General features: G+C 39.6%; 11 protein-coding genes. 10 read left to right on the top strand and 1 reads right to left on the bottom strand.

Going from position 1 to position 14,890, the window contains the following annotated elements; translation table 11 throughout:
- The first annotated feature begins 294 nt into the window (after positions 1-294).
- From NQT69_RS09995 to NQT69_RS09985, 3 genes are read left to right on the top strand one after another with little or no spacing between them, the layout of a single operon-like run.
- Positions 295-2,184 (top strand): methyl-accepting chemotaxis protein, encoded by a 1,890-nt coding sequence (locus tag NQT69_RS09995; protein ID WP_256827531.1) that lies wholly within the window; start codon positions 295-297, stop codon positions 2,182-2,184.
- 27 nt (positions 2,185-2,211) lie between these two features.
- Entirely contained in the window at positions 2,212-3,312 is a 1,101-nt protein-coding gene (locus NQT69_RS09990; RefSeq protein WP_256827530.1) for a GGDEF domain-containing protein, read from the top strand.
- Positions 3,302-3,928, top strand: a complete 627-nt coding sequence (locus NQT69_RS09985; RefSeq protein ID WP_256827529.1) for a DsbA family protein — start codon at positions 3,302-3,304, stop codon at positions 3,926-3,928. The genes NQT69_RS09990 and NQT69_RS09985 overlap by 11 nt, the downstream gene beginning before the upstream one ends.
- Before the next feature lie 63 nt (positions 3,929-3,991).
- Here the strand turns inward: NQT69_RS09985 and NQT69_RS09980 are convergent, their stop codons facing one another.
- Entirely contained in the window at positions 3,992-4,816 is an 825-nt protein-coding gene (locus NQT69_RS09980) for a 2-keto-4-pentenoate hydratase (RefSeq protein ID WP_256827528.1), read from the bottom strand.
- Between the two features lie 514 nt (positions 4,817-5,330).
- Between NQT69_RS09980 and NQT69_RS09975 the strand changes: the two genes are divergently transcribed.
- The 7 genes from NQT69_RS09975 (at position 5,331) to NQT69_RS09945 (ending at position 14,830) form a co-directional block, all read left to right on the top strand.
- Entirely contained in the window at positions 5,331-6,083 is a 753-nt protein-coding gene (locus NQT69_RS09975) for a DUF3450 domain-containing protein (RefSeq protein WP_256827527.1), read from the top strand.
- Positions 6,084-6,096: 13 nt separating this feature from the next.
- Positions 6,097-7,464 (top strand): MotA/TolQ/ExbB proton channel family protein, encoded by a 1,368-nt coding sequence (locus tag NQT69_RS09970; RefSeq protein WP_256827526.1) that lies wholly within the window; start codon positions 6,097-6,099, stop codon positions 7,462-7,464.
- Between the two features lie 3 nt (positions 7,465-7,467).
- Complete coding sequence (locus tag NQT69_RS09965) at positions 7,468-7,995, top strand: MotA/TolQ/ExbB proton channel family protein (RefSeq protein WP_256827525.1); 528 nt, start codon at positions 7,468-7,470, stop codon at positions 7,993-7,995.
- Positions 7,996-8,045: 50 nt separating this feature from the next.
- The gene (locus NQT69_RS09960) at positions 8,046-8,459 is read left to right on the top strand and encodes an ExbD/TolR family protein (RefSeq protein WP_016706598.1); all 414 of its coding nucleotides are present in this window, start codon (positions 8,046-8,048) and stop codon (positions 8,457-8,459) included.
- A gap of 12 nt (positions 8,460-8,471) precedes the next feature.
- On the top strand, positions 8,472-9,077 hold the full coding sequence (locus NQT69_RS09955) for an energy transducer TonB (RefSeq protein ID WP_256828055.1): 606 nt from the start codon (positions 8,472-8,474) through the stop codon (positions 9,075-9,077).
- A gap of 47 nt (positions 9,078-9,124) precedes the next feature.
- The gene (locus NQT69_RS09950) at positions 9,125-10,432 is read left to right on the top strand and encodes a tetratricopeptide repeat protein (protein ID WP_256827524.1); all 1,308 of its coding nucleotides are present in this window, start codon (positions 9,125-9,127) and stop codon (positions 10,430-10,432) included.
- Between the two features lie 288 nt (positions 10,433-10,720).
- Complete coding sequence (locus NQT69_RS09945) at positions 10,721-14,830, top strand: hypothetical protein (protein WP_256827523.1); 4,110 nt, start codon at positions 10,721-10,723, stop codon at positions 14,828-14,830.
- The last annotated feature ends 60 nt before the right edge of the window (positions 14,831-14,890 follow it).

The raw sequence follows: 14,890 nt of genomic DNA, 5'->3' as shown, positions 1-14,890 counted from the left end.
TTTTACTACTATCAATGCTCTCACTATTTTATATACCTAGCTTGTATAAATAGGGTATGAATACGTATTCAAGCTTAGGTGTATGAGTAATTTGTAGGAACGTTCCAACTAATTGCGTTTATTATAATAATAATAACGCTATGCTTTATTATTGATTGCCCATTTTGCTCAACAAACAATCTAAAAACCAGTTTTTGTTCATATTACCGTAACAAATACCGATTAAATGAGACAAGTTAACTCTTTTTTGCTAAAACTAAGGTGCTATCAAATAATAAATAAAATAGGCTTGCCATGTTTAGTTCGTTTAAATTCACTACTAAAGTGACTATTGCCGCGTCAATTGTGTTGGTGTTGGTACTCGGGTTGTTCACAATCAATAACTTTGTTTCTATGCGATCGCAAACACAGCAGCAGCTTTCTTCAGTGCTACAAGAAAGTTCTCAGTCGGTTTCTCAAAACATTGCTAACTGGCTAAACAATAAACTGGCGATTGTTGTCGCAATTGCTAAAACTCATCAACAGAATGACAGTAAAGCACTTACTTTAAGTCAGTTAAATACCGCTGAAATGGCAGGGGATTTTAAAAATACCTATATTGGAAAGCCCGATGGCAGGTTTGTTTTAAACGATCAATCTATCGTATTACCAGCTGATTATGATGCCACCACTCGACCATGGTATAAATTAGTCGAAAATAAAACCACTACAGCATTCACTAACCCTTATATAGATGTGACCACTAATGAACTAACAATCTCTGCGGTAGCCCCTATCACCATTGCTGGTGAATTTATTGGCGTTGCTGGTGCAGACATTGATATGCAAACAATTACTAATATAGTAAACGAAATCGATTTTTTAGGTTTCGGCTATGGCTTTTTACTCGACAGTGATGGTCGCATTCTCAGCCACCCTAATACTAAATTAAACGATCAGGGCATGGATAAACTTTTTGCCAAGAAGTTGCCACTTAATCCTGAGTTTGTTGAAATAAGTATCGATGGCAGTGAGCATTTAGTGTCTTTTACCCAAATCAAAGGGATTAAAAATGTTAATTGGTATTTAGGAGTTGTTATTGATAAAGAAATTGCATATTCATCGGTAGCGTCTTTTCGCAACATGGCTGCTGTGTATATGATTTTAGGCATTGCTGCGATAGTGCTGATGATGCAATATGTTTTGCGCTACTTAATGCGCCCAATGCACCGACTTAATGATGCTATAAAAGACATTGCGCAAGGTGAAGGGGATTTAACCAGACGGTTGGAAATAGAAAATGATGATGAATTTGGCGAACTATCAGGCTACTTTAATGCCTTTATAGATAAAATTCACACGTCAATAGATCAAGTAAAAACCACTACTGTTGAGTTAGAACGTTCGGTTGAAAGTTTGGTAGAGCAAACCGAGTCAACCCTTACTATGTATAGCGATCAAACAAAACGCACCGACAATGTAGCAACAGCAATAAATCAATTATCATCAAGCGCTATTGAAATTTCAAATAGTGCCGGTCATGCATCAACCCTGGCAACACAAGCAAATTCGCAATCGATGCAAAGTCAAAGTTCACTGAATGATAATATTGCTGCTATTAACTCACTTTCAGATAATATGGAACAAGCGCAACATACCATCAATGCGGTCGCTAAGCACTCAGCGAGTATAGAGCAAGTGTTAGAGGTGATAAAAGGTGTAAGTGAACAAACTAATTTGCTGGCTTTAAATGCTGCAATTGAGGCTGCTCGTGCTGGTGAAGCTGGCCGCGGGTTTGCCGTGGTTGCTGATGAAGTAAGGCAGTTAGCACAACGAACACAACAATCCACTCAAGAGATTGAAAATACAGTTACACAATTACAGCAAGGCTCTGAAAGTGCTGTTGCAGTAATGAAATCAAGTTTAATTGAAAGTGAAAACAGCGTGAAACAAGCCCACGGTGCAGGTGAAAAGATGGCTGATGTCACTAAAGCCATTGACGCAATAGATAATGTAAACCACAGTGTGGCGAATGCGACAACAGAGCAAAACCAAGTGATACAATCACTCGATAACGATATCCACACTATTAGTGAACTATCCCAGCAAGGACAAAGCAATTTAAATAAAACCTTGCAAGAATGTACTAAGCTGAAACTACAATTTGATGATCTTGAAAAAATGGTACTGCGATTTAAAGTGTAATTGTCACTTTAAAGGAGCCCTAAAAATATGACCGATCCTTTAGACCAACCGAGCTGGTTAAACATTATCAATATAGAAAATGTCTACAGTGCAGAAAAACAGCGCAGGGCATTCACATTTTTTACCATGATCATAATAGCTGTGTTACTGATCACCGTATTAGTTGTGTTGAATTATAAGGATTATGATCCGATTTTATCCGTGGTTATGATTTTAGCTGATATCACACTTTTATCCTGTGCCGCATATTTTATTAAAACCAACAAACTCACAACCGTTGCACTAATTGTGATGAGTATTATTTGTTTACTTTGTTTGGCTCTGGCATACACAGGCGGTAAAGAAAATACGGCTCTTTATTGGCTCATGTTTTACCCAATAGTAGCTTTTTCTACTTTGGGTTTTCGTCTAGGCTTTGTGGTTGTGTCTATTCTGCTGCTGTTAACAAGTACCTTGTTATTTGGCCCTGATGTCGGTCAAGTTGATTATAAGCAGGCTGAAAAAATTCGTTTTACCTTTGCATTTGTATTAGTGTTTTTGTTTACGTTAATTGGCGAATTCTTCCGTAATAAAAGTCATTTAGCGATTGCCCAAATGACCTTATTGCAAAAGCAAGATGCACACACAGACCAATTAACCGGACTTGCTAATCGCCGTTTTGTTACTAATCATTTTCTTCCTTTGGCAAAATCTCGCCCTGAGCAATACTTACCTGTGGGAGTGTTACTGGTTGATTTAGATCACTTTAAAACGATTAATGACACCTATGGCCATGGTGTGGGTGATCAAGTTTTAATTGAGTTTAGTAAAATACTAGAGAATCAACTACGCTCATCTGATATAAAAGTGCGCTATGGCGGTGAAGAGTTTATGATTATTTTACCTCAATTAGGCTTAATCGCTGCGCACAAGGTGGCAGAAAAACTGTGTCACTATGTACAGCATCACCCAGTCATTTTTACAGAGCAAACAATCGATATAACTTGTAGTATTGGTGTGGCTCAAGTAAATACTATTCAAGAATTTAACGAAGCAGTTAAGATGGCTGATGATCATCTTTATGAAGCAAAAGATTCAGGTAGAAACCGCGTGGTTTCATCATTTAAAAAGGATAATAATGAAGCCTAAAGCTCAACTCATTTATATTCATGATCCAATGTGTAGTTGGTGTTGGGGCTATGCGCCTACGTGGTCTAGATTACAAGCCTTACTTAATGATGACATTGAGGTTATTTATAAAGTTGGAGGACTTGCAGCAGATTCAGATACCGACATGCCAGTGCAGATGCAAACTATGCTCCAACAGACTTGGTGCACCATTGCGACAAAATTAGGCACTGAGTTTAATTTTGACTTTTGGCGGGTATGTAAACCAAGGCGTTCAACCTATCCAGCATGTAGAGCGGCGATAATCGCCCGCGCAAGTGATAAAGAAAGCCAAATGATAGCAGCTATTCAACAAGCTTATTATTTAGAGGCAAAAAATCCTTCGGATGACGATGTGCTTTGCCAGTTAGCACAAGAGCTTGGTATCTGTAGTGCTGAAGAGTTTAGACAACAACTAGTAAGTTCAGCGGTTAATGAGCAGCTGATAGAAGAGCTAAACTATATTAGGCGTTTACCTATTCAAGGGTTTCCGTCATTAGTTATTAAACAACATAATCATTTGTATCCCATTTCAGTTAATTACACTGATGCGCAGGCAACTTACTCAGAAATTAATACGGTATTAAGTAGTATATAAAGTGGGGAATTGTAAGGGCGGATTTCAAAACCGCCCTTAACTGTTTGTGGTGATCAGCTTAAGTTATAGAGATTTATTGTCAACCAACTCAAAATTCATTGTACACATGTCACCAAATTTAACCGTAGATTTTGCTCCTACTAATGTTTCATGCACGCCGGTGATCGCACCTGAGCTACACAATGAACCTGCAGGTAGCGTTATACCGCGCTTAGCACAGCAATCAATCATAAACGCGAATGCTGCCATCGGGCCATTTAATATGCCATCTGTTGGTGCTTCGTTTACTAGTTCATCATTAATGCTAACACTGGTGTTCATGTTAGAGATTTTATCTTGCCAGTTTTCAATAACAGCCCCTTTGATCAAACCATATTGATTTCCGATATCTGCAATGATTGCGGTTGGGCCATAGCTATTTAAATCAATAACAGGGCTACTAGCAATTTCAATACCTGCATATACATTCTTTACAAGGTGCTCAACACCTTCTGCGGTATTAATCGTTCCAGGTAAAATATCCTGGTTTGTTTCAATTACAAGCTCTGCCTCGATAGCAATAAAACCACCGGCATAAACAGGTAACTTAAACTCTTCACCTGAGGCTTGTTGTTCATTTAAATCAACATAGATGTTTTTAAACACAGGACCTAAAATTCGCTCTTCACCGTATTGTGCTCTTAGTTCCGGTGGTACCATACCCACTTTCCAACCAACAATTGCGTCTGATGATGCGTCAATTGAACCATTTTGAACGGTATAAGCTTCTTCTAGAGTACTTGGAATTGGGCCTGGAAATGTATCTAATATTTTATTGTCTTTACGAGCGGTAGATAAAATGTTGGCTAACTGACTAATTTGTTCATTTGTCATAGAAGGGGCTGACATACATGTCCTCACAATATTGGATAAAATTAGGGTGCTAATGTGCATTAGCAAAAGTGGTGCACAAAGTATAAACGCTCTAATTGTGCAAAAAAAGCAATATATATGAATTTTTATGTAAACAAGATGCAGTATTTTCATCTTGTTGAAATTTATATAGGTACAAAAAGTTTCTATTTTAAAGTAACTTAGCTTGGCACAATAAAAGGTATGAAGTGATATATTAATTTGCAATGTTAAATAGCTATGCAACTTTATAGCTATGAAACTTTTTTTATTTTTTATTTATAGCACTAAAATATGTTTGAAATAGTTAGCTAACGTTAACTCCTCGTTATTGCCTAACAATCTTGTTAATACAAAAGGCTTTAAAACACTTTTCTTACTTGTCAATGCGTTACTTTTGTTACGGCTGTCATAAAAAAGACTTTTTCGCGCAACACTGTTGTCATTTTTAAGCTATAGAATCTCGCTCATTAAAACAAACCAATTGTAATTAACGAGTAAGGTGTATGCGATGAAAGGCGTTAAACCATTGATTCTAGCAGGTATTGTAGCAGCAACTGCAACAGTACATGCAAATGAACTAGATAAGGTAATCGACAAAAGCAGTGAAATAAACCAATCAGCTGCGCAATCACAAACAAAAATAGACAAGATTGCAGATTCAATGCAAGGACGTCTGCAACAGTTCACAGCCCTAAATAAAGAAATTGACGGCCTAGCTGTATACAACGCCCAGTTAACAAAGCAACTTAATAACCAACTAACAGAAATGGAAGACTTAAACGCTTCTATGGATAAAGTATCGGTTATTGAGCGTCAAATTACCCCATTAATGATTCGTATGATCACAGGCCTTGAGCAATTCGTTGCCCTTGATGTGCCTTTCTTAAAAGAAGAACGTGCAAAACGTATTACTTCTTTAAAAGAAATGATGGATCGTGCTGATATCAATTCAAGTGAAAAATTCCGCCGTTTACTAGAAGCATACCAAGTGGAAGTTGATTACGGTCGCACGATTGAAGCTTACACAGCATTATTGAGTGTAGAAGGCCAAGAGCGTGAAGTTGATTTTCTTCGCATCGGTCGTTTAGAGCTTATCTATTTAACTCGCGATGGCAAAAAAGCGGGTAGCTGGGATCAAAAAACAAAGTCTTTTGTTGCGCTACATGACTCAACGATTAGCCAAATCAGTAAAGGCTTACGCATTGCTCGTAAGCAACTTGCCCCAGATATGTTAACACTACCAGTACACGCGGCTGAATAAGAGGTTTATGACAATGAAATTATTAACCAAAATGACAAAAATGGCCGCGTTAGCAACAGGCCTAGGCTTTGCTGCAACAAGCATGGCAGCAGAACCAATGGATTTAGATGCCTTACTTAAAACATTAGAGCAAGGTAAATCTGCACAATCAGCACAAAATCAGCAACGTGAACAAGAGTTTAAATCGCGTCAAAACGAGCAAGTGCAAATGCTTAAAGATACGCAAGCTAAACGTAACCAAATGCTTGCTGAGTCTGAACGTCTTGAAACTCAGTTTGAAGAGAACGAAGTTAAGTTAGCAAATTTAACAGACACTTTATCTAACCGTATGGGTTCATTAAAAGAACTGTTTGGTGTACTGCAGCAAGTTGCAGGTGACTCAAGCAATAAATTTATGACATCTGTAGTATCAGCACAGATTCAAGACCGTAGTAAGTTTATGGATGAGCTGGCAGTAAAAATGGGCTCAACCTCAAACCTAGCGTCAATCGAAGATATCGAAAAAGTGTGGTACGAACTTCAACGCGAAATGACAGAGCAAGGTAAAGTTACTCGTTTTAATACTGACGTAATCGTAGAAGGCGGCGCAAAAGCACAACAAGAAGTGGTTCGTGTTGGTGCATTTAACCTTATCTCTAACGGTAAATACTTAGAGTATAACGCGGCAACAAATACAATTAGCCAGTTAACTCGCCAGCCTGTAGCGCGTTTTACAGCAACTGCAGAAGAGTTACAAAATACAGACTCTGGTGTCGTACAGTTTGCACTTGACCCAACAGGTGGTTCAATCCTTGGTTTATTAGTACAAGCGCCTGACACTGAAGAGCGTGTTCACCAAGGTGGAACAGTTGGCTATGTGATTTTAGGTGTTGGTGTTATCGCACTACTTATTGCAATTGAGCGTTTCTTATCGCTTATGTTGATTGGTGGCAAAGTACGTCGTCAGCTTAAAGATAGTGTTGCTCGTGATGACAACCCACTTGGTCGTGTAATGAAAGTTAAAGACCAATACCCAGATGTTGCGTATGACACATTAGAGCTTAAGTTAAGCGAAGCGATTTTACGTGAAATGCCTAAAATTACACGTAACTTAACACTTATCAAAATTATCTCAGTAGTTGCACCGCTACTTGGTCTACTTGGTACTGTAACCGGTATGATCAACACCTTCCAAGCTATTACCTTGTTTGGTACAGGTGACCCGAAACTAATGGCTGGTGGTATCTCTCAAGCACTTGTAACAACTGTACTTGGTCTGGTTGTGGCAATTCCAACTGTATTTTTATACACCTTGCTTAACACTCGCGCTAAAAACATCTTGTTAATTATCCAAGAGCAAAGCGCAGGTATTATCGCTGAACGTAGCGAGAAAGGAGCATAAACCATGGTGCTATTGATTGATTCAATCAATGCTATCCGTGATTTTCTCGACACTGGTGGCCAAGTCCTCTTGGTCATCGGAGTGTTAATCTTCGCGATGTGGTTATTGATACTCGAGCGATTTATATTTTTCTTCAAAGGGTATAAGCAATACAAGCGTGATGTGAAAGCAACTTGGCGCAATCGCCCAGAGCGTAATAGCTGGAATGCAGAGCAAATACGTCAAGCTATGATTTCACGTGCTGGTATGCAACTTAATACAAACTTAGCGTTAATCAACGTTATGGTTGCACTTTGTCCACTACTTGGCTTATTAGGCACAGTAACGGGGATGATAGAAGTATTTGATGTAATGGCAGTCACAGGCACTGGTAGTGCACGTTCAATGGCATCAGGTGTATCTAAAGCCACTATCCCAACAATGGCGGGAATGGTTGGTGCGCTATCTGGTGTATTTGCTTCTACATTTTTACAACGCCGTGCCAAGCGTGAAGTAGAGCTACTTGAAGATAATATGGTTTTAGACCACTAATAGAAAATTTTGTAAAGCAGTCAACAGGCTGCTTTACCAAGGAGTAAACGATGAGAGCCCCATTAGGTAATTTATTACAAGAAGACGAAGCAGAAGAAATTAACATGACACCAATGTTAGACGTTGTATTCATCATGCTTATCTTCTTCATTGTAACAGCCTCTTTTGTTAAAGAAGCAGGTATTGATGTGAATCGCCCTGAAGCTGCAACAGCCGTTAAAAAAGAACGTGCGAATATCTTAGTTGCGATTTCTGATACTGGTGAGATTTGGATCAACAAACGTAAAGTCGATGAACGTGCAGTACAAGCTAACATTGAACGCTTAAAAGCAGAAAACCCTCAAGGTAGCGTTGTTATCCAAGCGGATAAAAAAGCCACCACAGAAGTGTTAATTAAAGTGATGGATGCATCACGTGCTGCAGGTGCGTTTGACGTTTCAATTGCTGCTCAAGAAGCATCTTAAGGAACTGATATGTTGCGATATTTAGTTGCATTAGTAATTGCCGGTGTTGTTACGTTTCTACTTTTTTTAGGTATGCAAGCGTTAATAACTGGCGGTGAAGGGGCAATGAGTGAGCCAGTAAAAGGCAACGTACTTGACTTTGTTCGTCTTAAAAAAGAAGAAACGGTGCAAAAGAAAGAACGTAAACCACAAAAGCCACCTAAACCAAAAGAGCCGCCTCCGCCTATGGATTCACCGCAAATGCAAAGTAGTGATCCAAATGCGAGTGCATCAAACTTTGATTTTGGCGCCAATGTAGAGGCCGATGTCAATCTCTCTGGTGGCTTAGCATTAGAGTCAAGTGATGGTGAATATTTACCTATAGTTAAAGTTGCACCTGTCTACCCACGTAGAGCACTTTCTCGCGGTATTGAAGGCTATGTAATTGTTGAATTTACAGTAACAAAGCAAGGCACAGTACGTGACCCTGTTGTTGTTAGGGCAGAGCCAGAGTCATTATTTGACCGTGCAGCGATGGATGCGGCACTTAAATTTAAATACAAACCACGCGTAGTCAATGGCGAAGCTGTTGAAGTAGCGGGTGTACAGAACAAAATTTCTTTCCAAATTAACGGTTAGTACTGCATTAAGAGTACTTAATAAACGGATAGAGAAGCGAGGCGATTATGAAACCATTAAAAATTGCACTTATTTGTGCCACAGCATTTACCAGTAGTATTGCGCTACCGAGTATTGTTAGTTTGTTTCCTGGCGTGAGCATTGCCACGGCTCATGCGCAAGAGCAAAAAACTAAACGAGTTCCTGCATTGCGTGAGAAAGTTTACAGCCAATTAGCGCGTGCACAAAAGCTTGCAGACGACGGCGATGCAAAAGGAGGGCTTGAAGCCCTTGATAGCATTAAAGAGCGTTCATCAAGCATGAACGAATATGAAATTGCCATGATGTATAACTTTTATGGCTTTATTTACTACAACGAAAACGATCTACCAAAAGCAATTGCTTCATTTGAAAAGGTGGTCAATGCTGAGGCAATTCCTGAGAGTTTACGTTTAAGTACCACGTTTAGTTTGGCGCAATTAGCAATGGCTAATGGTGATTACGATAAAGTTATCTCATTTTTAAATGATTGGGACAAAATTAATACTAAGCCTAAAACTGATGCTTATCATGTGTTAAAAGCGCAAGCTTATTACCAAATGAAAGACTACAGTAAAGGTATAGATAGTATTAATATGGCTATTGCTCAAGCAGATAGTGAAGGCAAAGAGCCAAAAGAAAATTGGTTAGTATTACAACGTGCTATGTATTACTCGCTAAATCAACCACAGAAAGTTGTTGATGTACTTGAGCGCATGGTAAAACTTTACAATAAGCTTGAATACTGGGTGCAGTTGGGTGGCATGTATGGTGAAACTGGCGCTGAGAAAAAACAGTTAGCGGTGTTAGAAGCGGCTTATCAGCAAGGCTTTTTAAAATCAAAATCTGAGTTGACCCAGCTTGCCCAAGTTTATATGTATAACGGCTTATCTTATAAAGCAGCCGATGTAATGAAGCAGGCAATGGATTCAGGCGTTGCTGAAAAAACAGCTAAAAACTATGCATTTATTGCAGAGGCTATGGTGCAAGCCAAAGAAGATGATAAATCGGTGCAATATTTTGCCAAAGCCGCTGATTTATCATCGCATGGTAAATATGATCAACGCTTAGCTGAAGTACTCATTAATACCCAAAATTATGAAGAAGCAGCCGATGCTGCCCGTGCTGCCCTTGATAAAGGCGGCTTGGATTTTGAATCTAACGTGTACGTTGCTTTAGGTATGGCGCAATATAATTTAAAGAATTTTGATGCGTCAATTTTAGCGTTTGAACAAGCTGAAAAACATAAAAAATCGCAACGTTTAGCTGAGCAATGGATCAAGTATGTGAAGAATGAAAAAGTACATGCTGAAACATTACGTACAGCTTTACTTTAGTTGCTAATAATTCGTTAGTAACTCCCAGTTTATAATCGCAACACCAAAACCGCCTTCGGGCGGTTTTTTTCGTTTTAAATTTCTAACTTATTGTTATTAGATAACTAATTATTGTCATTTTATGTTTATGAAAGTGTAACCCGTTTGTCATATAGCTGCCGTAAGGTAGACACCGTTGAAAAACTCAAGTGACCTTAGAACATGTTTAACGTGTTTTAAAGTGACTTGAGTTTTAACTTAATGCGCTAACAAAATAATTAAATATTAAATATCTTAACGGAGTGAACAATGAAATTATCTGACTTATTTAAAGTTAGTTTAGTAGCAGCAGCAGTTTCTTTAGCAGGTTGTGGTGGTGATTTAGTCGTTAAAGAAGGCGATACTAATACAACTGTGAATGAAGGCGACACTATTAATAATAATTATGAAAATGGTGGCGACAATGGTGGAGATAATGGCGGGGATGATTCAAGCCGTGATGATTCACAAAATGCAACAACTGGCTTCCCAACTGATATCGAAAATGCTTTCACTCAAGGTTTAGCTACGGATGTTTCAAGCTCATACCCTGAAATAACAGATAAACCTGTTTATAAACTAGCTGCTGATACTGTATTTACAGTTGATGCTAGTTTAACAAATGATGCTCACTGGATCTTACAAGGCAGAACAGCTGTTGGTAACGATCGTGCTGACAATGCAGTTCTATACATACAACAGGGTACTACATTAATTGGTGAATCAGGTGATGACTTCTTAGTTGTTCGTCGTGGTTCACAAATTGAATCTGTGGGTACAGTATCTCAACCTATTACAATGACATCAATTCAAGATGTAACTGGTGGCGAAACTGCAATTGGTCAATGGGGTGGTTTAGTATTACTTGGTAATGCACCAGCTAACTCTTGTGGTGATCAGGAAGGTGAAACGACAGCTGACGAACTTGCAAATTGTGGTGTTCCAGCTGAAGGTGATGCTGGCTTGTTCGGTGGTGAAGATGCAACCGATAACTCAGGTACTTTAAAGTATGTTTTAGTTAAGCAAGCTGGTAAGACACTAGGTAATGGTGATGAATTAAATGGTATTACATTCGCAGGTGTTGGTTCTGAAACAACGGTAGATTATATCCAAGTACACGAAAACTTAGATGATGGTATTGAGTTTTTTGGTGGTTCAGTAAGTGTTAGCAATGTGGTACTAACTAGCATTGGTGATGATTCACTTGATTGGTCATTTGGTTGGACAGGTAAAGCAACTAATGTTTACATCCAACAAGCAGCAAATGTGGGTGATAATGCAATCGAAGCTGATAACTCAGAGTTTGATTCACAAGCGTCACCGCTTACTATGCCAACTATCGAAAATGTAACCATTGTTGGCGCCGATGCGAATAACGGTATTCGTCTTCGTGCGGGTACAGCTGGTGTTCTTAAGAATGTTTTTGTAACAGGTCCTGCAACTTATGAAAACTGTTTGCGTGTTGGCTCTGATTCTGTGCCTCGTGCTGAAGATGGTTCTTTAACTATCACCAACTCTATCGTTGCATGTCAAACACCTGCTAACAACTTTGGCAGCGAGACAATTAATGGCGGTACTGTTCAAGCGTGGTTTGAAGGGCAAGACGCAAACCAAACATTAACACCTGCTGATTTAATGCTTGATGACAATGGTTATATGCCATTAGCTGGCTCACCATTGTTGGCAAATGGTCAAGTCGGTGCATTTGATGGCACGACTAACTGGATGGAAGGTTGGACAGTTGCGATTAACGGTGGTTTCCCAACTGATATTGAGAACGCACAAGCTCAAGGTTTTGCAACGGATGTATCAAGTGAGTTCCCACAAATTACTGATAAACCTGTATACCGCTTAACCGAAGATACTGAATTCACTGCTGATGCAACATTAACAAACGATGTACACTGGATCTTAAATGGTCGTACCGCAGTTGGTGGTGACCGTGAAAATAGTGCAACACTTTATATTCAAGCAGGTACTACATTAATTGGTGAGACAGGTGATGACTTCTTAGTTGTTCGTCGTGGCTCTCAAATTAATGCAAATGGTAATGCAACTGCACCAATTACAATGACTTCAATCCAAGATATGACAGGTGCTGAAACAGGCATAGGTCAATGGGGTGGTTTAGTTCTTTTAGGTAATGCACCAGCAAACTCTTGTGGTGACCAAGAAGGTGAAACTACCGCTGATGAGCTTGCTAACTGTGGCGTTCCGGCTGAAGGTGATGCAGGCTTATTTGGTGGTACAGACCCAGAAGATAACTCAGGTGTTGTTCGCTATGTTGTTGTAAAACACGCTGGTAAAACACTAGGTAATGGTGATGAACTAAACGGCATTTCATTCGGTGGTGTTGGTTCTAAAACAAAAGTTGAGTATATCCAGGTTCACCAAAACTTAGATGACGGTATCGAATTCTTTGGTGGTACTGTTAATGTTCGTAATGTTGTATTAACTGACATTGGTGATGACTCGTTTGATTGGTCATTCGGTTGGACAGGCCGTGCACAAAATGTTTACATCCAACAAAGTTCAGTAGGCGGCGACAATGCATTTGAAGCAGATAACTCTGAATTTGATTCAAATGCGACACCGCTTACAAAACCACTTATTTCTAATGTTACCGTTGTTGGTGCTGATGGCGTAAATGGTATTCGTCTACGTGCTGGTACTGCGGGTATTCTTCGTAATGTTGTTATCACAGGCCCAGATGGTTATCAAAATTGTTTACGCGTAGGTTCTGATTCAGTTGCTAATGCAGAGTCTGGTGAGTTATCAATTGAAAACTCAGTAGTTGCATGTAACGCTGATAATAACTTTGGTGATGAAGCAATCGGCTCAGGCAATGTACAGTCTTGGTTCGAAGGACAAGCAGGTAACCAAACACTCACATCTGCAAACTTAAACTTAGCGACTGACGGCTTCACACCTAAGTCAGGTTCACCTCTGTTAGGTGCTGGTGCTGATGCTTCAGAGTTGGATGGATTCTTTACCAAGACTGATTACATTGGTGCATTCGACGGAGACAATAACTGGATGGACGGTTGGACCGTTGCTGTAACGCCTAACTTCCCAACAGATATCGAAAACGCGCTAGCTCAGAACCTTGCTACAGATGTTTCTGCAAGCTTCCCACAAATTACTGATAAACCTGTTTACCAATTAACACAAGATGTTGTGTTTACTTCAGATGTAACGCTTACTAATGACGCTCACTGGATTTTGAAAGGCCGTACTGCTGTAGGTGGTGACCGCACTGATAGCGCAACTCTTTATGTTCAGTTTGGTACAACTTTAATTGGTGAGTCAGGTGATGACTTCTTAGTGGTTCGTCGTGGTTCTAAAATTGAAGCTGTTGGTTCTGCAACTCAGCCAATCACTATGACGTCTATACAAGATATGACGGGCGCTGAAACCGATATTGGTCAATGGGGTGGTTTAGTATTACTAGGTAATGCACCAGCTAACTCATGTGGCGACCAAGAAGGTGAAACAACTGCTGATGAGCTTGCAAACTGTGGTGTTCCGGCTGAAGGTGATGCAGGTTTATTCGGTGGTACAGACCCAGAAGATAATTCAGGTACATTAAAATACGTTGTTGTAAAACAAGCAGGTAAAACACTAGGTAATGGTGATGAGCTTAACGGTATCACTATTGCGGGTGTAGGTAGCCAAACAGAGCTTGATTACATCCACGTTCATGAAAATCTTGATGACGGCGTTGAGTTCTTTGGTGGTACAGCAAGTATCAGCCACTTGGTATTAACTAATATCGGTGACGATTCACTTGATTGGTCATTTGGTTGGACTGGTAATGCTCAATATGTACTTATCAAACAAGGTTCAACAAATGGTGATAATGCAATCGAAGCTGATAACTCTGAATTTGATTCAGAAGCTTCACCACTAACAATGCCAACAATTTCAAATGTAACCATTATTGGTGCTGCTGATGTAAATGGCGTGCGCTTACGTGCAGGTACTGCAGGTATTATTAAAAACTTAGTTGTTACAGGCCCTGATAGCTACAGTAACTGTTTACGTATAGGTTCAGACTCTGTGCCTCACGCAGAAGACGGTAAGTTGTCTATTACTAACTCTGTAGTTGCATGTTCTGCTGAAAACAATTTCACAGAGCAAACAATTAATGGTGATACTGCACAGGCTTGGTTTACAGCTCAAGATGGTAACTCTGTAATGGAAGCAGCTATGCTAGGTTTAAGCGAGAATGGCTACATGCCAACTTCAGACTCTGCATTACTTGGGCAAGGTTTTGACTCATCAAGCTTAAACAGCTTCTTTGACGAAGTTGATTACATAGGTGCAATGGACGCACAAACTGACTGGACAGCAGGTTGGGTAAAAGTAGGTCTTGAATAACCCCTCTTTTATAACCATGGGTGGGAGTTCGCTCTCACCCAGCTTCTAGTTCATGTTTCG

Source organism: Pseudoalteromonas shioyasakiensis (assembly GCF_024518675.1).
In the GTDB taxonomy this organism is placed as follows: Bacteria; Pseudomonadota; Gammaproteobacteria; order Enterobacterales; family Alteromonadaceae; genus Pseudoalteromonas; species Pseudoalteromonas shioyasakiensis_B.
The sequence above is the reverse complement of the archived record's forward strand: the minus strand, read 5'-3'. Positions and strand labels throughout refer to the sequence as shown.